Raw genomic sequence first — 18,746 nt, 5'->3', positions numbered from 1 at the left:
GAGTTACTACCAGAAGCTGCATCGGCAGCATGGGGTGATCTGCTCGATGACGGATGGGTATGATTGCTACCAGAATGCGCTGGCAGAGCGAGTGAATGGCATTCTCAAGACGGAGTTGTTGTTGCAGCGGCCTGCGGACCTTGCGCAGGCCCGGCGGATGGTGGGTGAGTCGGTCGCGATTTATAACCATGAGCGGCCGCATCTGTCGTTGCAAATGCAAACGCCCGATGCGGTGCACCGGGCGTCGTTGGCAGGATAATGCGGGTTCAAACCAGCTGTTTTGGGTGTCAACCTAATTCAGGACGGGTCACTCTAAGGACTGCCCCGACTTCAGGAGGCAAATACCGGTCTCACGCTGCGGCTCGTTCAAAGGCCTCGGGACTGACGCCAAGGAGGTGACTTGCGAAACGGATGGGCTACATCGGCTTCTGCTGTGTTTTCGAATAAACAGCAACGTTGCCTGCATCCGAAACGGCTTGCGCTACGTACATCACCACCGGGATCAAGCAGAAAGGAAGGAATTCATGCGCATGTCGTGGCTGCTGGTGGGGGTCGTATGGCTGTCGATGCAGGGTGTTTGGGCAGCGCCCCAGCGCCCCGGCAGCGACAACGTCGTGCTGGAACATCTGCCACGCCGCGATAACGACCCGCTCAATGCCGAGATTGCGCGCTTGCAGCTGTCCCGGCTGAAACGCCCTGCCGATCTCGAGGCAAGCGTGGCTCTGGCCCGGTTACACCTGCAACGCTTCCATCGTGATGCCGATCCGCGTGATCTGGGCCAAGCCGAGGCGACTGTGGCCAGTTGGCTGCGGCAGCCAGCCCCGCCCGCAGACGTGCTGTTGTTGCGCGCCAGCGTGCGGCAAAGCAATCATCAGTTCGAGCAGGCGATCTCCGACCTGCAGCAAGTGCTGGGGCAGCAACCGGGCAACGCTCAGGCTTTGTTGATGCTGGCCAGCATTCGTCAGGTGCAAGGTAAATACGAGCAAGCGAAGGAGAGTTGTGGCGGCCTGGTCATCCAGGATCCACCGGTAGCCAGCATCTGCCTGGGCAATGTGCTGGCAATCAACGGGCAGTTGCCGCAGGCCCTCAATCTGCTGGCCCGTGGTGCGGCCACGGTGCCGGGTAGCGGTCCGGTATTTTTGTGGGCTGCAGCCAGCCAGGGTGAGGCACTGGGCTGGGCGGGGCGGCCTAAGGAGGCAGAGCAAGTACTCCGCGCCGGGCTAAAGGTCGACCCGCGCGATGCGTATCTGAAAACCGCACTGGCCGATCTCTTGTTGCAGGCCAATCGCGGTCATGAAGTCATCGCCCTGCTGCGTGACGATGGCCGGAACGACAACCTGCTGCTGCGCCTTGCGATGGCGGAAAAACAGGCGGGCCGGCACGCAGACCTGGTTGCGCATGTGCAGGACCTGAAAGCGCGCTTTGCTGCGGCCGCAGAGCGGGGTGACCGCGTGCACCTGCGCGAGGAAGCGCTGCTCAATCTGTATTTGCTGAACGAGGCCGATGTGGCGCTGCGCTTGGCCGAGGCCAACTGGGCAGTGCAAAAAGAGGTCGCCGACTGCCGCTTGCTGCTGGCGGCGGCGCTCGCGGCGCACCAGCCGGCACGTGCGATGCCGGCCATCGCCTGGCTGCGCAATGCCAACCTGCCCGATCCGGCACTGCAGGATTTGCTGCGGCAATTGGTGCCCACTCCCCGGCTAGGGGGCAAGCCATGAAATATCTCTGCATCCTTTTGCTGCTTTGGCTGACCATGCCGACGGCGCAGGCGCACAAACCCAGCGATAGCTACCTGACCCTGGCGGTCAATGGCAGCAGCATCAACGGGCGCTGGGATATCGCGCTGCGTGATCTGGACGGCCCCTTGCTGCTGGATGGTGATGGCAACGGCGAACTGACCTGGGGAGAAGTGCGCGCGCGGGAGGCCGAAATCCAGCGCTATGCGTTCGAGCACCTGCATCTGGCCGCCGCCAGCCAGCCCTGCCCCATCTCGCCCGGCCAGCTGCTCATCGACCAGCACAGCGATGGCACTTATGCGGTGCTGCCGTTCACCGCGCAGTGCACCAGCACGCCGCAGCGCTTGAAAGTGGATTACCGGCTGTTCCGCGATACCGATACCTTGCACAAGGGGTTGATTCATCTGGCGGAAGGCGGGCAAAACGCCACCGCCATCGTCGGTCTGGAACACCCGACCGCCGAGATCGACGTACGCGGCCGTTCTGCCTGGCAAGCGTTGCGTGATTTTGCAGTGGAAGGCATCTGGCATATCTGGCGCGGCTTCGATCATGCGCTCTTCCTGCTTTGCCTGATCTTGCCGGCGGCCTACTGGCCCGAACAGCGGCGCTGGCAACCGGTGGCGTCGATGCAGCCGGTACTGCTGGACATGCTCAAGACCGTGACAGGCTTCACTGCCGCACATGCGCTGTCGCTCACACTGGCCAGCCTGCACCTGCTGACCGTGCCATCGCAATGGGTGGAGGTCGGCATTGCATTGACCATCCTGCTGACCGCGCTCAACAATCTTTATCCGGTATTGCCGGGTCGCAAATGGTTGGTGGCGTTCGGCTTTGGCCTGATTCACGGACTGGGTTTCGCCAACATCCTGGCCGATATGGCCTTGCCAACCTGGCAGTTGGTAGTGGCACTGACGGGCTTCAATATTGGCGTGGAGCTGGGGCAATTAATCATGGTGACGCTGGTCTTGCCGGTGCTGCTGATCTACCGCCGCGGTGTCTGGTTCAAGTGGCTGGTGCTTTACGGCGGCTCTTTGCTGATTGCCGGATTTGCGGTGATCTGGATTTACGAGCGCAGCACCGGTTTGAAATTGCTGGGGCTGTAGATGCAAACAGCACGGGGCGCCAATGGCGCCCCGTGTGTTGATGCGGAAGAGGACGGATCCATGCAACCGGCCAGAAACCTGTTTGCGCTCTGGCTGTGCAGGGTTGATCTGGGTTCATGCGCGGCTCAGAAATGATCATTCACTGGAGTAAACGCCGGCGATTGCCAAGGCAGGCAACGCCGTAGATGGCGTTTTTGCGGGCCAGCCGGCGGATTTGCGGGTATTTCAGGCGGCTCGCAGTGGCGCACCGCTGGCGTTACCCGTAGCACTCTGCGCCCTTCGCTTCATCCTGGGCTGCCCCGCCCCATAAGTGAAATCAGTGTTAACCGACCCTAAGCCAGCAACAAGGCGCGGTGTGACAGACTGATCACCAGCAGACCGATGGCGACTGACCAACTACCGAGCACACGGATTGCAATCGTCAACCAGCCCCGCTGGCAAGCCAGCAGGGCCGATACCAGCGCCATACCATAAGCCTGCAAGAGAAACCCGACTGCCATCAGCCCTGCCACAAACACCACAGGCTGCATATCGGCGGAGATCGCGCTGCCGTTCGCATAGCCGACGATCAGCCCGCATGCGGCCGCCAGCAAACCCACCGCGCTGCGCGGCAAGCGCCAGGCCAGTGCCAACAGTCCACCCAGCAGCATCGCCAGTGCCATGCAGCCCAAAAAACTGCCGGGCAATCTCGGCCAGCCAAACGAGACGGCCGCACCAATGGCCAGCGATAGGGGCAAAACCAGCAGCGTGAACGACATGGTACGATGGCCATTCTGGCCGGCCAGCAGACCGATCAGCAACAATGGCAACATGTGTTCCGGCGAAGTCAGCGGATGCAGCGCGCCGGCGTAAAAATCGCCTGCGCCCTGCAGCGCAGCGTGGGCAAGGCAAGAAGGGCTAACCAGCGCGAACAACGTACCAGCCAGCAGGAGAAGACGCGCCGCACGCATGGGATTCAGCCTTGCAACGCGGCGTAGAGGAAGTAGCCGCCACCCGCCGCAATCATCGCACCGACGGTGCGCAGCGCCTGCGCGCCGCGCCGCCAATGATGCAGCGTGCCAAAGAGGATGCCCGCAAGGTGCAGCAGACCGGTAGCAATGACAAAACCAGCTGCATAAGTGATCGGATTGGCCGATTGCGGCAGCTCCACCCCGTGCGCATGGCCGTGGCAAATGGCAAAGACCGCGACGATGCCACCGGCCAGCCCAAGCGGCAGCCGCAGGGCCAGCGCTACCATGGCCCCCAGCACGATACCGGACATTGCAATACCGATCTCGATGCCCGGCAGGGCAATACCGGCACCACCCAGCGCACCGCCGAATGCCATCACGACAGGAAAAGTCACGGGCAATACCCAGATGGCGGGCCGGCCGAGCTGAGCCCCCCACAGGCCGACCGCAACCATGGCAATAATATGGTCCGGCCCCTCGAGCGGATGCAGAAAACCGGCCATGAAGCCGCCGGAAATGTCACCCTGGCCGACATGAGCCCAAGCGAGGCCAGGCAAGCAACCCAGCGCCGTCAGCAAACCGAGGCAGAAGCAGCGAAAGCGTATAGACATGATGGTCTTCCTGGCCAAGAGAGAATGGGGACGACATGGCAGCGATCAACGCAGCGGTGCTTGGCTGCGCAGCGTCGCAATCTCGCTGGCGTACTTCTGCTGTGGGTCCAGCACCCCCTGCAATGCTCGCGGGAACTGCTCACAACGGGTTTGCAGCTCTGGCTTGCTCAAATGCGCCATCTGCGCACGCCAGGCAAGCCCTTGCTCGGCAAATTTGCCGGCCATGATCTTGCGATATTGCTGGTATTTGGCCGGCTTGCCGGCGTCGGGCAGGCTGCGCAGGTAGCGCTCAAAGCGGGCATCGAATTCGCCCAGAAAAGCGCGATGGCTTTTCTTCCAATCCGCATACGCACTGTCGGTCGCTTTGGCGGACGCAGGCGCCAATTCCTGGCAGGACTTGCGCTCGAACGCCACCTGCTGGATACCGGTGTAGACCTTGCCAAGCCTGTCGACATAGGCCGGATCCAGCGCGGCATGAACCGGCATGGCTAGCGTCGCAATGACTCCTGCGATCAAGAGGCCAGCGAATGGTGGTAAACGCAGGTCAATCATGAACAAACTCCATGTTTTTAATCGAACAGCCTTGCATGAAATCAAGCACTTTGGCGGAGGCACATGCCTCCGCCAAAGGCACTGCAATGGCCAGTTACTTGACTGCCACCGGCTGTGCCGTTTCGCTGCTCACCGGCGTGATGCCGCTGACGTCGACCGGTTCGGTGTTGTCCGAAGTCGACCCGGCAATCTGCGCCACCTGGCTGGTGAATGCATCACCGCTGCTCGGTGGCGTGGTTGGAACCGCGGTCGGCACCGGAGTGGGCATCGCGCTGGAGTCGCCCGAGCCGCAACCCACCATTCCCAAGCCCGCTAACGCCAGCAAGCCCAGCATAAGGAGATAACGCATGGCGGCCTCCTTATTGCACGTTGGCGCCCGGCACCGGGGTCTTCAGGTACGGGAACGCGTTGTCGAAGTAAGTGGCGTCAATGTAGGCACCGTCGGTGAAGTCAATGCTGCCAGCCGGGGCATCCGCTGGTGCGCAGCCCAGGTTCAGGGTGCACAGGCGCCCCATCACGACACGCAGCGCAACGTCCACCACGTCATCGCCCGGGCGACGGCCGTTCGGGAAGCCCGCATTGTCCCCCCCAATCACACCCAGACGGTTTTGCGACGCTGCCGCAGTCACCGGTGTACTGGTGTTCAGGCGCAGTTGCTCGGACGCGACCACACCCGCAGGTTGATTCAGGCCCGGTACGCCGGTCAGAAACGCGGTCACCAGATCCTTGCGCGGGAAATTGGTCGGTGCCTTCACGCCGGCCGAGCCGAACAGGATTTCCAGCAAGGCCGGCAGGGTCGGGTTGGTGACATAAGTGGCAAATTGCGCATCGCCACTCGGTTTGCTGGCATTGAACTTGTCCTTGTCCTTCAGGCCGATGACCACTTCGTTCACCAGCGGCATACCCAGGCGGGATACTTGTGACCAGGCGCCGCCCTCCTTGGTTGCGGACATGTTGTCACTGCTCGGGCTCGGGTTCAGCAAGCGCGCCTGGCGCACGCTGGCAGTCGTCCATGCGCCAATCACCGGATCGCTGCCGCTGGTCAGGCAACTGATCGGCAGTTCCAGCTCCAGCGCGGTGACGTTCTTGTTGGACAGGCTATCGAGGCCCTTGTTTTCCGCCGCCGGATCGAACGCGGTGGCCGGTGCCTTGATGTTCACCAAGTCGAACGTGCCACCCAGGTTGACCACGAACGGGTCTTTGCGCTGGCCAACGAACAATTTGCCCGGCGTGCTGCAACCCGGCACATTGATGTTGTAGATATGCTTGGCCGCATAGGCCGCATAGTTGGGAATCGACTTGTTGCCGATATTGTCCACCGGCTTGTCAAAGCTGGCAGCGCCGGTATCCGCATTCGTCACGGCAGCGGCAGCACCGGTTCTGCGATCACCTTTGACCACGGTCAGGGTAAAGCTCTCCTGCACGTTCAGGTTGGGAGATTTCGGGTCGGTGATGCCGCCGGTATTGGTCAGTGGCACCGAGACATTCACACCGTTGACCGGTACCTGCAAATCCTGCAGGTTGTTCTTGAAACGGAACTGGAAGGTCAGGTCTTCTTTGGCATCACCATTGTTGTCGATGTGGATTTCATACAGCGCGTTGGGATCCATCAGGAAAAAATTGGGGCCGCCTGCGCCTTCTTGGAGGCCTTGATAGTCCGCAACCAGGGTCACAAAATTGCTGCGACCGGATTCGTAGCTGCGGAACATGTAGAAGTCCGTGCCGTCTACCTTGGGGTTCTGGGTAAGGAAAGGGGATTCGCGGTGGCTGGATGCCTGGGCCATGCCAGACAAGGCGGCGCCAAATCCAGCGACCAGCAACATTGCGAGCGCTGTATGCTTCATCGTCTATCTCCAATTTGCTTTCTGGTTGATGTATTGCCGACGGCTGCGTAAAGAATCTGACGTTCGCCTGGTTCACGATTGCCCGCTGCCGTCGTCGCTACATACGCACGGGGCGAGAAACTGGATGCAAAGACATGAACTTTTCTGCGCGATGCATTGCAGAAGGGTGTTTCGGCATCCGCCCGGGCGATGAACATCGCCTGCAATCCGCTGTCATTGAATGATTCGTGGCCGCCAACCCTTGTGGCGGCAGGGCGAGCGTGATCACCCACCACCACCGCACACACAGTTGCCGGCCACACTTCAAATGCAGCCCGATGCCGACTTACTTGGGCAGCAGTACCGTATCGATGACGTGGATCACGCCGTTGGACTGAAACACGTCATACGTCGAGATATTGGCGACGTCACCCTTCTCGTCCTTCAGCACCACGTTCATGGGGCCATTCTGCATTGCCCACAGTGTGCCGCCGCTGACGGTCTTGATTTCTGCCTTGCCGCCACCCTTTTTGATCATGGCCATGATGTCTGCTGCCGACCACTTCCCAGCCACCACGTGATAAGTCAGCACTTTGGTCAGCATGCCCTTGTTTTCCGGCTGGAGCAGCGTCTCCACCGTGCCGGCCGGCAACTTGTCAAACGCGGCATTGGTCGGCGCAAAGACCGTATACGGGCCCTTCATCTTCAAGGTTTCAACCAGCCCTGCCGCTTTCACTGCAGCCACCAGCGTGGTGTGATCGGCCGAGTTCACAGCGTTGTCCACGATGTCCTTGCTGGGGAACATGCTTTGCCCGCCTACCATCACGGTATCGGCGGCCAGGGCTGCGCCGGTGGTCAGCAGGCCGGCACACAACAGCGTTGCCATCAGTTTTTTCATCGCTTTTTACCTCGCTCGGGTTAAGCGGCAACTCAGTATTGCCGCAGGTACCCCATGTACGGCGCAAGCGCGGCAGTGGATGCACGACTGGGCTTTTTTTCTTCGATCCGGCTATAGTCCGCAGCTGAGCCATCCGGATTTGCCCTCATGACTACGCCCGACATATTGGCCCCCCTGCTGCAGCGATGCGCCCAGCGCGATGAAAAGGCGCTGGCAGAGCTATACCAGTTAACGTCGCCGAAACTGTTTGGCGTTGCACTGCGTATATTGCGCAGGAACGATTGGGCGGAAGAAGTGCTTCAGGAGTGTTACGTCAACATCTGGCAGCACGCGGGTAGCTACAGCAGCGACAAGAGTGCGCCGCAGACGTGGATAACGCGCATTGTGCGCAATCGATGCCTGGACTGGCTGCGCCGCCCGGATCATGAAGTGGCTGATGTGGACGATTCCATCGTGGAAAACTGGGCCGACGACGCGCCCGGCCCACTGGCACGACTGCTGGCCAGCGACGATAGCCGGCGTATTGCCGGCTGCATGCAGGGACTGGAAGCATCGCATCGGCAAGCAATTGCCTTGGCCTACTTCGATGGGCTGAGCCATAGCGAGCTGGCTGAAAAACTGACCCTGCCGCTAGGTACCGTCAAGAGCTGGATCAGGCGCGGGCTGGAAAAACTTCGGCTCTGTTTGGGGTGAGGGAAAAAACATGAACTACCGCAAGCCGGAATTGCAGGAAAAACTGGCGGCCGCCTACGTACTGGGCACGCTACGGGGGCCTGCACGCCAGCGCTTCGAGCGGCTGATGGTGGCAGATGCCGCAATTCGACGCAGCGTGGCGGAATGGGAAACCCGGCTGGCGCCATTGAACGAAGCCGTGCAACCCGTACACCCACCACGCAAAGTCTGGCGCAATATCAAGGCCCGCCTGCGCGCGCTGCGCCCGGCGCCATCGCCCTGGAGCTGGCAAGGCCTGGCCTTGTGGCGCACGCTGGCAGGTGGCTTGGCAACGGCAGCAATTGTCCTTGCCGTGATCAGCGTGCAACTTGCAAACCAACCGGTACAAGTGCAATACGTCGCCGTGTTGCAAGACCCCGCAGCCAAGGTTGCCATGGTAGTCAGTGCCGCCGGCATTGACGGCAAGCTGCGCGTGCAGTCCATGCAGGGCGGTGTGCCCAGTGATCGTGACCTGGAGCTATGGGCGCTGCCGGAAGGTGGCAAACCCCAATCGCTGGGCGTGGTTGGGCATCGCACCCGCGCTGAACTGGCGGCCACTGCCCGCCGGCTGGCCAACGTACCGGCGCTGGCGATCAGCCTGGAACCGAAGGGCGGCTCTCCCACCGGCCAGCCCACCGGGCCGGTGTTGTATTCGGGCAAGTTGCTGGCGATGTGACGCTTGCCGACTTCCGCCTTGCATTCGTGGCAACACGCCGGGGACTCGTGGACACCCCGCCACGGCCGAATCACAGCACCGGAATACGTGCGGGAGGCGGAGCAGTCCAGTAGCCGAACTGGGCATGAATGCGCCGGGGAGCACCACTGCTGAGGCCTGCCGGCAGCTGGTATAGACTCGTATCCATGCACTGGATCGCTTCATCGAGCGCCATGGCGCGGGGATCGATCCGGAGAAGTAGCGAACAATGGTTCGCAAGCGGAAAAATGCGTGGGAGAGGATTATCCATGACAGTGGGACGTCCCCGCCGGACCTGTCCGATTTCCGGCTGGAAAGTCCTTGATTTCGCATGGTCGAAATCTGAAGTGAAATCGGATCCTACAGAGGTTGCAGGATCCGGTTGAGGTCTGGATTTTTCCCAGACCTTTAGATTTTTGGAATTTCTCAGAATGTGCCGCGGACAATGCAGGGAGCAGGCACATCAATGGTCGCAACTGCTTAGAAAGACCTAGTGAGGGACATCCTCCTCACTTGGTCGCGACTAAATGTGAAATAGGGTTAGATCGTTGAGTATGGACTGCGCAGAATCACGAGGCTTTTGTGCTAGGTATAAGGCATCAATAGCTCTCGCGCCACCCGCGCCGCCTTTAATCAAAGAAAGAAGCGAAGCTGCTTTATATGTTTCTCGAACATCGGCGCCATCAAATGAGTTCAAGTGCGCATAAAACCTAAATGCGGGGCCGCGTAAAACCTCGCCGATGAGGTATTTTAGGACGTTTGCTTCGAAGAGCGGCTGATACATCCGGTCACTACGTGTAGTCCGCTTGACCGCAACAGCGAAGAGAAAACCCGAGCTGTCGATCCGCCCCTCAAGCATTGTGTGTGCCCCTTGAAGTAGCGCCAAGTTCTCTTTACCGAGATCGTCCACAGGATTAAGAAATTCCTGCATTGAAAAGGGAAGGGGGTGCGGCAGCCGGACGCCGACTATATCTGGACTCGACAAGCCCAGTTTAGTTTCGTTGCGCGCAAGTGCTACCTCGTGAAATTTGATGTGTTTCCTCACATCTTCCTTAAATAGCAACGTCGCGTCATATCCTCGCGGTAGTTTTACAATCCCAACCTTGCGTGCGGGGGTTGGAACTGCATTGACTGGACATGAGAACACCTTGGAATTCCACTGCCCTGAATCCATGAAGTTGTTCCATGCAACGGCAGCATTCCAGAAAGCACCGGCCTCGAGCAGCTCGAAAACGTCCCCTTCAACCTTCGCGATTGCAGGCCTGCTAATGTCGAGATCGCCAGGGAATAGGGCTTCTCCGGCGTTCAAAGCATTGGACTGGAATTGTGCGAGGTATTCCGAGAATGAGCGGTCAGGTTCAGGGTCGTTATCACAGCCGGGCATGAAGCTATCAAACGTACAGTTCATGGCTGCTTCTTGTGTGAAGCGGAATTTTGTCTTGCGGTTTTTTATCGGAGCGGCTCTTAGGTCTTCGATGCAACTGCCGTGCGGACATGAAGGGCAGATCTCGGCGTGGCTAAATTGGAACGGCATCACGCCTCCTTGCTACAAGCTATGTCTCGAGCGGTCGCAAAAATCACGTCTAGGTCGGAGCCAAGGGCGGTTGCGATCCGCTGCATTACTTCGAGAGTAGGGTTACGCACGCCACGCTCCACACCACTGATATATGTGCGATCTATCCCAGCACGGTCAGCAAGCTCCTCTTGGCTTAGTCGCAATACTTCGCGGTGGCGCCGGACTGCGGCGCCAAATGAGTATGTAAGATCCATGCTTCAGCCTAATCGGCATGTAGCCTATAAATCCACGGACTATTAGTCACAATCGGCGCTAGACTGCAGTTTTTGACGTTGACCTCCTTATGTCCAATCGATAGACTCGAAGGATGCCTAAGAGTCACATCATTCCGCCGGTCTCCCAGTCAACGACATCTTTCACTGGTGTATCGTTGTTCTCTGGTTGCGGCGGTTTTTGCGAAGGAATCGAGCAGGCCGGTATCGAAGTGAAAGTAGCGGTCGAGTTGGACAAGTACGCTTGTGAGACCTACCGCCACAACTTCCCAAGAACGCCGCTTTTTGCGGCCGATATTCATCAGTTCTTAACACCGGACTCAAATCACCGCAAAGACTACAAGCTGTCCAAAGGCATTGATATAGTTTTTGGTGGGCCACCTTGTCAGGGGTTTAGCCAGATTGGGGCTCGACGCCCCGACGACGAGCGAAACGAACTCTACAAACAGTATGCACGTGTAGTCGAAGAGCTCCGCCCTCGGCTATTTTTAATGGAAAATGTCCCAAACCTTGCAATGATGAACAAAGGGCACTTCAAGAAAGTGATCCTGGAAGAATTTGCCGCCCTCGGATACAGCAATACGGTAATGTTGAAGATATCAGCAGACGACTTCGGTGTGCCTCAAACACGGCAGCGCGTCATATTCATAGGCACAAGGGACGAGGATGAGTTTCCGTTCGAGTTGGCCTCCTTCTGCGAACGGGTGTTAAAAAAGCTCAAAGTCGCCAAGGCGGTTACCGTCGACCAGGCGATAGCCGACCTGCCTATGACCGTAGTACATAGCGGTGAGGTGATGGATTATCCAGAGGTTTCAAAACCTTCTGCCTACATGAAAGAGATGCGTATTGGCATGACTGGCTTGGTCTATAGCAAGTCAGACAAGCGTCGACGAGCAATTGGGAAAAACCAAGCTACGAAGCTGTACAACCATCACACTAAAGAAATCCAGGAACGCCGCGCAAACTTGATCGCGTTGCTTGAACCAGGAAAAAAAGCAGATAGCCTACCCAAGCATATTTGGGACAACAAACGCCCAGAAAAATGGAGGCGTTTACATCCTGATAGGCCGTCGCACACCATACTTGCGCAGATGCATCGCGACTTGAGCGAGTGGGTCCACCCCCGCCTCAACCGATGGATAACGGTTCGCGAAGCAGCACGGCTACAATCTTTCCATGATGGATTCGTGTTCCAAGGCAGTGAGTGGCAGCAACTCAAGCAAATAGGCAACGCGGTACCGCCTTTAATGGCCTATGCGCTTGGACAACTAGCTAAAGAGGTGCTTGTAGCGAATCAACATGAGCAAGATACTGCTTGTGAAGCTGCAACAGGTGACTTGGTCCAACAGGTTTTGATGCTGGCCTGATTGATACTCAGGAAATATTGCAAGCTCCCCGATGTCTTCTGCGCACGCGAACCGTGCGTAAAAGTTCGCTCGAGCTCTGAGTAACAGGTGTTACATCAACCTGCCAACAAGCCGGGCCCTTAAACATTCCAATTCTGCGACGGCTGGCATTCCCATGAAAATATTACTGATTGCAGGCAACGGCCTATCAATGGCCATGCTGAATCAGAACCCGGTGGACTCTGTTGACCTGTCGAACCTTTTCGTCACAGGCTGCGAAGTAACCTGGCCTGCAACAGGTATGCCTGGTTTCCTCAGTTATGAGCACTGTCCGAACCTGTGGGCACTCGGCGCGAGGCAAACTGCATCGGCACAGAGTGGCTATGAGGTAATCGAACAGATAATCACTGCTGTGAACGCCTGCTGCCTTGCGGATCCTTCAACGCTTGATGATGGGATCTATATAAGGGCCTATAAGGAACTCGTAGCATACTTGCGCTATTTGTTTGTACATTACGATAGCAGGTTACAGGGAGAAGGATTCTTCAAAAAAGCGGCGGTTTTCGAGCCAATCGATTGGCTGCTCCATGCCGCTGGAGACGCCGCCATTTCTGGAATTGATATTGTAAATTTTAATTACGATGCGATTTTGGAACGCGCGCTGCAAGAAAATAAAATCGGATTTTCGATACCTCTACTTGCCCCGGACAGCTCAGCAAAGATTCGGATCCACAAGCCGCATGGATCCATCACCTTTTGTAGTAAAACCGCTGTAGATAAATCCTCTTTCATGATCAATTACAGCAGTCCATTTACTGAGGGGGGTATTGATGATCTCGAAGTCCGCTACGATGGCCTCGACCAGAACTTTCCACGAGTTGGCATCCTCCCTCCAGCCGGCGAATCGGAGCGGTATAAACACCGCTGGATTCGGCAGATTTGGGATAAGGCCATCGAATCCGCGAAGCAGCTTGACCAAAACGATATAGTAATCGTGTACGGGATTAGCTATTGGCACGTTGACCGAAAAGAAATCGATCTGTTGCTAGGCAATGTTTCACGCAAGGCACGGGTGGTGTCTATTAATCCAAGACCAAACCCACATTTCGAAGCCGTTTGCTGTAGCCTCTTCAAGTCTTACCACTCTTACAGCAATGCAAAGCAGCTCATGAGGATGGTTAAATGAATATCAAGATATTGGAACGTAAGACAGCGGCAATTTCTATCGCCAGCTTCCACGAACAGAATCAAGATAACAAATTTAATTATGATCCACCATATCAGCGGAAATCCATATGGACAGACGAGAAGCAGAGTTACCTTATAGATAGTATACTTCGCAACTTTCCTATACCGGCAATCTTTCTACATCGGAAAATTGATTCGGATACTGGCCGAACAAGCTTCGATGTTATTGATGGCAAACAGAGGCTTACGGCGATTGCGCGATTCATAGCAAACGAAATCCCAGCTGCGAATGAGTATGGTCCTGCTGACAAAGAAGATATCATTGAAGGCATTTTCTTTAGCGATCTCATCGCAAACGATAAGCTCTCTGACATTAAATCGTTCTTTTGGAAATATGACCTTCCAATTGAATATGTGGATCCAGGCGACCAAGGACTTATCGAAGAGGTTTTCGACCGGCTCAATAGGAACGGCGAAGTGCTGGAGGGGCAAGAGCTCCGTAACTCCCAGTACCACTCAACCCCTATCGCTGCGGCGGTAGAGGCACTCCTTGAGATTCAATTCTTCCAAGACCGACTCGAGGTAACAGACAGAAGTCGAATGGAGGACAAGGAGTTCTGCTCAGAATGTTTGTTGTCTGTCCTAAAAAAGGAAGTTATTGGGTCCAGTCAAAAAATACTCGACTTACTATATGAACAGTATAAAAACGAAGACTTTTCCTCAGCCATTAATATTTCGACGCAGTTGTGCGCCGACCTTGACTCGCTTGGACTGAACTATCAAGCCAGTCGTATCAGTGGCGTTTCCCATTTGTATGGGCTTTGGGGTTGCGCGTTGGTCCTACACTTAAATCATAAATCTATAAGTTCGTACCGGACACAGCTAACTGATTTCTATAATACTTTACGCGATGCCCCCTCTGAGAGTGTCCCTGTCCGAGAAGATTACAAAGCTAGTATGAGTTCTCGAACCAAGGAGCGGTTCATGCGTGTGAAGCGGGTAAATGCTTTGTTAGCAGTGTGCGGAGAGTCCGGGCTAGCAGTGTCCTAAGGTATAAGGGCTGATCTCAGCTGGCTACGCATATAAGCACCCCAGCTTGCCGAGGTCAGCCCGATGCGGATGCAGGCTGCCCACAACGAAGTCCAGCGGTTGGCTGCAGCCAATACGTTCGAAATGCGGATCGATCGAATCACCGAACACCTTGAGGCGTGCTACTTCGCCATCGAAGTACAGATCGATCAGCAGCGTATAAGTGAAGTTGACCTCCCCTCCCTCCCAACTAACCGAGCGGTCTAAGCTAGAAATTTCCGGGAGGAGGTCATTGCATATCCAGCAAACATGGCGCGGCAATCCCATCAGGCTGTATTTCAGGTACGATCGCTCTAACATGTTTGAAAATCAGTGAAATAAACGCATAGCATACGGTGTTACACACACAGAAAAACCAGATATGCACCAGCACAGGCGCATACCTCACGTTAGGCAAATTATTATGGTTCCACCTCGCTTTCCTAATTTTGTTCCCAGAGGGTCTGTGCGTGAGTACCAGGTGCAATTGAAAGAAAAACTCTCTCTTATCTTTCAACCAGATGAGGTTGAAATTGAATGGGCAGCGATGGCTGATGAGAGAACTCTTTACTCCCCGCGCCTTGATACTGCAGTTGGTCCATTTGCAACTCACAAAATATACATTGACGAATATGACCAACTAATTCGTGCACATCAGCCGCTCTTGTTGCAGTTGTTCAATATGCACAGAGCCAATCTTCGAGCACACAATCAACCAGATGATCATTTTGACTTTGAGCGCTTATGTACACGAAACCTAAATGCCAGATGCTTTTTGGCATTTGAGATTGAAAACAATGTCTCGCGTAAACACCTGATGGGTGGCGCCATAAATGCTGCTGCTCTTGGTCGTATTGGCTTGGCTATTGCATGGAACCAGGAAAAACTAAGAGCATTTATTCGTATGCGTAGTTATCTCTTATTTCTTGCTCAGGTGGGTAAGAACACCTTTGATCCATCAAACCTACTAATTTTGAGTAAAGAGCAGGTCATGGAGGCAATTAACGCAAACTTGATCTAACCCATCCATCCGACGTCCCCCTCGTTTGAGTAGCACGTCAGCTTGGGTTGCATCGGATGGCGGCTATCGCGGCATAGACTCTTGAGAACCCCAGCCCCCACCCCAAAAACCCGGATAATGGCAGCTGTTCATTTTTGCGCGGTTCTGGAGTGCTCCCATGGAAATCAAGGTCAACTTTCTCGACAAGCTTCGTCTCGAAGCCAAGTTCGATGATTTCACGGTGGTGGCTGATCAGCCCATCCGTTACAAGGGGGATGGTTCGGCGCCAGGGCCGTTTGATTACTTTCTGGCTTCGTCGGCGCTGTGTGCGGCTTACTTCGTCAAGCTGTACTGCAACACGCGCAATATCCCGACAGAGAACATCCGCCTGTCGCAAAACAACATTGTCGACCCCGAGAACCGCTACCAGCAGATCTTCAAGATCCAGGTCGAGCTGCCCGAGGATATCTCGGCCAAAGACCGCTTGGGCATCTTGCGCTCCATCGATCGCTGCACGGTCAAAAAGGTGGTGCAGGCCGGGCCGGAGTTCGTGATTGAAGAGGTCGAAAACCTCGATGCCGATGCGCAGGCGCTGCTGATGCCCGGCACCGATGCGGCCACGCAAACCTTTATCCCCGGCAAGGATCTGCCGCTGGAGCAGACCATTGCCAATATGTCGGCGGTGCTGGCCAATCTGGGCATCAAGATCGAGATCGCGTCATGGCGCAATATCGTGCCCAATGTGTGGTCGCTGCACATCCGCGATGCCCATTCGCCCATGTGCTTTACCAACGGCAAGGGCGCCAGCAAGGAAAGCGCGCTGGCGTCGGCGCTGGGCGAGTATATCGAGCGCATCAACAACAACCATTTCTATGCCGGCGTGTATTGGGGCCAGGATCTGGCCAATGCGCCGTTCGTGCACTACCCGGACGAGCGCTGGTTTCAGCCCGGCCCGCATGATGCGCTGCCGGCCGAGATTCTGGATGACTACTGCCTGCCCATCTACAACCCCGATGGCGAGCTGCAGGGTTCGCATCTGTACGATACCAACTCGGGCAATATCGAGCGCGGCATCTGTTCGTTGCCCTTCGTGCGCCAGTCTGATGGGGCGGTGGTGTATTTCCCGTCCAACCTGGTCGAGAACCTGTTCGTCAGCAACGGCATGAGCGCCGGCAACACGCTGGCCGAGGCACAGGTGCAATGCCTGTCCGAGATTTTCGAGCGCGCGGTCAAGCGCGAGATCATCGAGGGCGAGCTGGCGCTGCCCGATGTGCCGGCCGAGGTGCTGGCCAAGTACCCAGGCATCGTCGCCGGCATACAGGGGCTGGAGGAACAAGGCTTTCCGGTGCTGGTGAAAGATGCATCGCTGGGCGGGCAATACCCGCTGATGTGCGTCACGCTGATGAACCCGCGCACCGGCGGCGTGTTTGCCTCGTTCGGCGCGCACCCCAGTTTTGAGGTCGCGCTGGAGCGCAGCCTGACCGAGCTGCTGCAGGGCCGCAGCTTTGAGGGGCTGAACGATCTGCCGCAGCCCACCTTTGCCAGCCACGCGGTGACCGAGCCGAACAACTTCGTCGAGCACTTCATTGATTCAAGCGGCGTGGTGTCGTGGCGCTTTTTCAGCGCCAAAGCGGATTACGAGTTCGTCGAGTGGGATTTCTCCAGTCAGGGCGACAACGCCAATGCCGAAGAGGCGGCCACGCTGTTCGGCATCCTGGCCGATCTGGGCAAAGAGGCCTATGTGGCGGTGTACGAGCAACTGGGCGCCACCGCCTGCCGCATTCTGGTGCCGGGCTATTCCGAGGTCTACCCGATTGATGACCTGATCTGGGACAACACCAACAAGGCGCTGTACTTCCGCGAAGACATCCTCAACCTGCACCAGCTGGATAACGCCAGCCTGCAAGCACTGCTGGAGCGCCTGCAAGATCTGGACGTGGACGAATACACCGATATCGGCACGGTAATCGGTATCGAGTTCGACGAAAACACCGTCTGGGGCCAGCTCACCATTCTGGAGCTGAAGCTGCAAATCCATCTGGCCCTGCAGCAATATGAAGATGCGCAAGACTTGGTCGGCGCTTTCCTGCAGTACAACGACAACACGGTGGATCGCGGCCTGTTCTATCAAGCCGTGGGTGTAGTGCTGGAGGTAGTGCTGGACGAAGAACTAGAGCTGGCCGACTTCGAACCCAATTTCCGCCGCATGTTTGGCAACGAGCGCATGGATGCGGCGCTGGGCGCAGTAAACGGCAGCGCACGCTTTTACGGCCTTACCCCCACCAGCATGCAGCTGGAAGGGCTGGACCGCCACCACCGCCTGCTGGATAGCTATCGCAAGCTGCACGCAGCACGGGCCAAGGCGGCGGGCATCTCTATATAAGAGAGGCGCAGCTGCAGCACGCCTCAAAAACCCGGCATGGCCGGGTTTTTGTTTACCTGCGGTTTCAGTTGTGCCCGCCCAAGGCCCTGGCAAGCCGGTGTGATGCGGCTCACACCAGCCGGCCAAAACGCCACATTACTGCAACAAAACAGCCCTCGTGCAAGCTGTGCAATCGCTGTCAACAGCAAAGCTGTCTATAATCTTGCTGTTTTTTGTCGCCACAAGAGCGACTAACAAAACCCGGTAAAGCGGTGCTGGCAAGGCACGCGAAACGCAGGCAGTACAAAACGTACGGCAAGTGAGCGTAACGCGGCCAGCAGGGTTTTGTTAGCCACTTATAAAAACAATTCTTTGCTAATGAAGCACTTCCCCCTTCTTCCCGAGCTTGGCACGGCAGTTGCCTGCGCCCGTTACACCCGCAGGGGTGGCTAATGGGTGCGCGGCATATTGCCTGCGTCGGCGACCTCACCACCACCGGTGGCGTGGTGCTGCCGCACGGCGCCAATACCACGCTGCTGTTCGGCCGGCGCACCGCCATCATCGGCGGCATGGCCACGTGCCTGGCGTGTAAGGGGGTAGGAACAATCGCCAAATCCGGCGGTGCGCGCCGGCTGATCGGCGACGGCAAAGAAGTTGCCCTGCATGACGACATCGTCCAGTGCGCCTGCCCCTCACCCCCCAAGGTGATCGCCGGCCAGCACGACAGCAGTTACACCGATCAGGCCTGACACCATGTCCCGTACCCTCAGCGTTGCCAGCCCCGCCATCCCGCTCGCCAACGGCGAACCCACCCTGGTCCCCACCGTGGTGCGCGGCCGCGATGGCATCAACCAGCTGCACCAGTACGACATCACGCTGATCACCCCGGACACGGTCAACCCCGAGCACTTCCTCGAAG

General features: G+C 57.0%; 20 protein-coding genes. 11 read left to right on the top strand and 9 right to left on the bottom strand.

The window, feature by feature from the left end; all coding sequences use genetic code 11:
• The 3 genes from B9A19_RS20965 to B9A19_RS20955 form a co-directional block, all read left to right on the top strand.
• The coding region (locus tag B9A19_RS20965) for an integrase core domain-containing protein (RefSeq protein ID WP_139799037.1) at positions 1-259 on the top strand (259 nt) is incomplete at its 5' end.
• Between the two features lie 265 nt (positions 260-524).
• Entirely contained in the window at positions 525-1,715 is a 1,191-nt protein-coding gene (locus B9A19_RS20960) for a tetratricopeptide repeat protein (protein ID WP_084093106.1), read from the top strand.
• Positions 1,712-2,836, top strand: a complete 1,125-nt coding sequence (locus tag B9A19_RS20955; RefSeq protein WP_084093105.1) for a HupE/UreJ family protein — start codon at positions 1,712-1,714, stop codon at positions 2,834-2,836. The genes B9A19_RS20960 and B9A19_RS20955 overlap by 4 nt, the downstream gene beginning before the upstream one ends.
• A gap of 332 nt (positions 2,837-3,168) precedes the next feature.
• Here B9A19_RS20955 and B9A19_RS20950 read toward each other — a convergent pair whose 3' ends face one another.
• The 6 genes from B9A19_RS20950 to B9A19_RS20925 all read right to left on the bottom strand — a co-directional run bounded on the left by B9A19_RS20950 (position 3,169) and on the right by B9A19_RS20925 (position 7,670).
• The gene (locus B9A19_RS20950) at positions 3,169-3,786 is read right to left on the bottom strand and encodes a HupE/UreJ family protein (RefSeq protein WP_084093104.1); all 618 of its coding nucleotides are present in this window, start codon (positions 3,784-3,786) and stop codon (positions 3,169-3,171) included.
• A gap of 5 nt (positions 3,787-3,791) precedes the next feature.
• On the bottom strand, positions 3,792-4,397 hold the full coding sequence (locus B9A19_RS20945) for a HupE/UreJ family protein (protein ID WP_084093103.1): 606 nt from the start codon (positions 4,395-4,397) through the stop codon (positions 3,792-3,794).
• A 45-nt stretch (positions 4,398-4,442) separates the two neighbouring features.
• On the bottom strand, positions 4,443-4,994 hold the full coding sequence (locus B9A19_RS20940) for a hypothetical protein (RefSeq protein ID WP_139799036.1): 552 nt from the start codon (positions 4,992-4,994) through the stop codon (positions 4,443-4,445).
• 49 nt (positions 4,995-5,043) lie between these two features.
• Entirely contained in the window at positions 5,044-5,298 is a 255-nt protein-coding gene (locus tag B9A19_RS20935) for a hypothetical protein (RefSeq protein WP_139799035.1), read from the bottom strand.
• A 10-nt stretch (positions 5,299-5,308) separates the two neighbouring features.
• Positions 5,309-6,793, bottom strand: a complete 1,485-nt coding sequence (locus B9A19_RS20930; RefSeq protein WP_084093100.1) for a DUF4331 domain-containing protein — start codon at positions 6,791-6,793, stop codon at positions 5,309-5,311.
• A gap of 325 nt (positions 6,794-7,118) precedes the next feature.
• A complete protein-coding gene (locus B9A19_RS20925) occupies positions 7,119-7,670 on the bottom strand; it encodes a fasciclin domain-containing protein (protein ID WP_084093099.1) in 552 nt (183 codons plus the stop codon).
• A gap of 165 nt (positions 7,671-7,835) precedes the next feature.
• Here B9A19_RS20925 and B9A19_RS20920 point away from each other — a divergent pair, with 165 nt between their 5' ends.
• Both B9A19_RS20920 and B9A19_RS20915 read left to right on the top strand, forming a co-directional pair.
• Complete coding sequence (locus tag B9A19_RS20920; protein WP_217807142.1) at positions 7,836-8,363, top strand: sigma-70 family RNA polymerase sigma factor; 528 nt, start codon at positions 7,836-7,838, stop codon at positions 8,361-8,363.
• A gap of 10 nt (positions 8,364-8,373) precedes the next feature.
• Positions 8,374-9,057 carry an anti-sigma factor gene (locus B9A19_RS20915; RefSeq protein ID WP_084093097.1) on the top strand — a complete coding sequence of 228 codons (684 nt, stop codon included), beginning with the start codon at positions 8,374-8,376 and terminating at the stop codon, positions 9,055-9,057.
• Between the two features lie 541 nt (positions 9,058-9,598).
• Here B9A19_RS20915 and B9A19_RS20910 read toward each other — a convergent pair.
• The gene (locus tag B9A19_RS20910) at positions 9,599-10,609 is read right to left on the bottom strand and encodes a Cfr10I/Bse634I family restriction endonuclease (RefSeq protein ID WP_217807141.1); all 1,011 of its coding nucleotides are present in this window, start codon (positions 10,607-10,609) and stop codon (positions 9,599-9,601) included.
• Positions 10,609-10,845: a helix-turn-helix domain-containing protein gene (locus tag B9A19_RS20905; protein WP_084093096.1), complete on the bottom strand. Its 237-nt coding sequence runs from the start codon at positions 10,843-10,845 to the stop codon at positions 10,609-10,611. The genes B9A19_RS20910 and B9A19_RS20905 overlap by 1 nt, the downstream gene beginning before the upstream one ends.
• Positions 10,846-10,958: 113 nt before the next feature.
• On the opposite strand from B9A19_RS20905, the gene B9A19_RS20900 reads away from it, so the two are divergent.
• The 3 genes from B9A19_RS20900 (at position 10,959) to B9A19_RS20890 (ending at position 14,447) form a co-directional block, all read left to right on the top strand.
• A complete protein-coding gene (locus tag B9A19_RS20900; RefSeq protein ID WP_084093095.1) occupies positions 10,959-12,230 on the top strand; it encodes a DNA cytosine methyltransferase in 1,272 nt (423 codons plus the stop codon).
• A 154-nt stretch (positions 12,231-12,384) separates the two neighbouring features.
• Positions 12,385-13,395 carry an SIR2 family protein gene (locus B9A19_RS20895; protein ID WP_084093094.1) on the top strand — a complete coding sequence of 337 codons (1,011 nt, stop codon included), beginning with the start codon at positions 12,385-12,387 and terminating at the stop codon, positions 13,393-13,395.
• Positions 13,392-14,447: a DUF262 domain-containing protein gene (locus B9A19_RS20890; RefSeq protein WP_084093093.1), complete on the top strand. Its 1,056-nt coding sequence runs from the start codon at positions 13,392-13,394 to the stop codon at positions 14,445-14,447. Before B9A19_RS20895 ends, B9A19_RS20890 begins: the two co-directional genes overlap by 4 nt.
• Positions 14,448-14,471: 24 nt before the next feature.
• Here B9A19_RS20890 and B9A19_RS20885 read toward each other — a convergent pair whose 3' ends face one another.
• Positions 14,472-14,786, bottom strand: coding sequence for a hypothetical protein (locus tag B9A19_RS20885; protein WP_084093092.1), 315 nt, complete (start codon positions 14,784-14,786; stop codon positions 14,472-14,474).
• A gap of 160 nt (positions 14,787-14,946) precedes the next feature.
• On the opposite strand from B9A19_RS20885, the gene B9A19_RS22350 reads away from it, so the two are divergent.
• The 3 genes from B9A19_RS22350 to B9A19_RS20870 all read left to right on the top strand — a co-directional run bounded on the left by B9A19_RS22350 (position 14,947) and on the right by B9A19_RS20870 (position 18,576).
• Positions 14,947-15,486, top strand: a complete 540-nt coding sequence (locus B9A19_RS22350; RefSeq protein WP_139799034.1) for a hypothetical protein — start codon at positions 14,947-14,949, stop codon at positions 15,484-15,486.
• Positions 15,487-15,643: 157 nt separating this feature from the next.
• Complete coding sequence (locus B9A19_RS20875; RefSeq protein ID WP_084093090.1) at positions 15,644-17,848, top strand: OsmC domain/YcaO domain-containing protein; 2,205 nt, start codon at positions 15,644-15,646, stop codon at positions 17,846-17,848.
• A gap of 431 nt (positions 17,849-18,279) precedes the next feature.
• Positions 18,280-18,576, top strand: a complete 297-nt coding sequence (locus B9A19_RS20870; RefSeq protein WP_084093089.1) for a PAAR domain-containing protein — start codon at positions 18,280-18,282, stop codon at positions 18,574-18,576.
• The last annotated feature ends 170 nt before the right edge of the window (positions 18,577-18,746 follow it).

The organism is Andreprevotia lacus DSM 23236 (assembly GCF_900176275.1).
GTDB lineage: Bacteria > Pseudomonadota > Gammaproteobacteria > Burkholderiales > Chitinibacteraceae > Andreprevotia > Andreprevotia lacus.
Note: the sequence above shows the minus strand (reverse complement) of the source record. Positions and strands in the feature narration are given on the sequence as shown.

What these genes read in the sequence shown, in the direction of transcription:
- B9A19_RS20895 (WP_084093094.1), top strand. Translation starts at nt 12,385, where the DNA reads ATGAAAATATTACTGATTGCAGGCAACGGCCTATCAATGGCCATGCTG.
- B9A19_RS20900 (WP_084093095.1), top strand. Translation starts at nt 10,959, where the DNA reads ATGCCTAAGAGTCACATCATTCCGCCGGTCTCCCAGTCAACGACATCT.
- B9A19_RS20870 (WP_084093089.1), top strand. Translation starts at nt 18,280, where the DNA reads ATGGGTGCGCGGCATATTGCCTGCGTCGGCGACCTCACCACCACCGGT.
- B9A19_RS20910 (WP_217807141.1), bottom strand. Translation starts at nt 10,609, where the DNA reads ATGCCGTTCCAATTTAGCCACGCCGAGATCTGCCCTTCATGTCCGCAC.
- B9A19_RS20945 (WP_084093103.1), bottom strand. Translation starts at nt 4,397, where the DNA reads ATGTCTATACGCTTTCGCTGCTTCTGCCTCGGTTTGCTGACGGCGCTG.
- B9A19_RS20950 (WP_084093104.1), bottom strand. Translation starts at nt 3,786, where the DNA reads ATGCGTGCGGCGCGTCTTCTCCTGCTGGCTGGTACGTTGTTCGCGCTG.
- B9A19_RS20935 (WP_139799035.1), bottom strand. Translation starts at nt 5,298, where the DNA reads ATGCGTTATCTCCTTATGCTGGGCTTGCTGGCGTTAGCGGGCTTGGGA.
- B9A19_RS20925 (WP_084093099.1), bottom strand. Translation starts at nt 7,670, where the DNA reads ATGAAAAAACTGATGGCAACGCTGTTGTGTGCCGGCCTGCTGACCACC.
- B9A19_RS20890 (WP_084093093.1), top strand. Translation starts at nt 13,392, where the DNA reads ATGAATATCAAGATATTGGAACGTAAGACAGCGGCAATTTCTATCGCC.
- B9A19_RS20930 (WP_084093100.1), bottom strand. Translation starts at nt 6,793, where the DNA reads ATGAAGCATACAGCGCTCGCAATGTTGCTGGTCGCTGGATTTGGCGCC.
- B9A19_RS20915 (WP_084093097.1), top strand. Translation starts at nt 8,374, where the DNA reads ATGAACTACCGCAAGCCGGAATTGCAGGAAAAACTGGCGGCCGCCTAC.
- B9A19_RS20905 (WP_084093096.1), bottom strand. Translation starts at nt 10,845, where the DNA reads ATGGATCTTACATACTCATTTGGCGCCGCAGTCCGGCGCCACCGCGAA.
- B9A19_RS20960 (WP_084093106.1), top strand. Translation starts at nt 525, where the DNA reads ATGCGCATGTCGTGGCTGCTGGTGGGGGTCGTATGGCTGTCGATGCAG.
- B9A19_RS20955 (WP_084093105.1), top strand. Translation starts at nt 1,712, where the DNA reads ATGAAATATCTCTGCATCCTTTTGCTGCTTTGGCTGACCATGCCGACG.
- B9A19_RS20875 (WP_084093090.1), top strand. Translation starts at nt 15,644, where the DNA reads ATGGAAATCAAGGTCAACTTTCTCGACAAGCTTCGTCTCGAAGCCAAG.
- B9A19_RS20885 (WP_084093092.1), bottom strand. Translation starts at nt 14,786, where the DNA reads ATGTTAGAGCGATCGTACCTGAAATACAGCCTGATGGGATTGCCGCGC.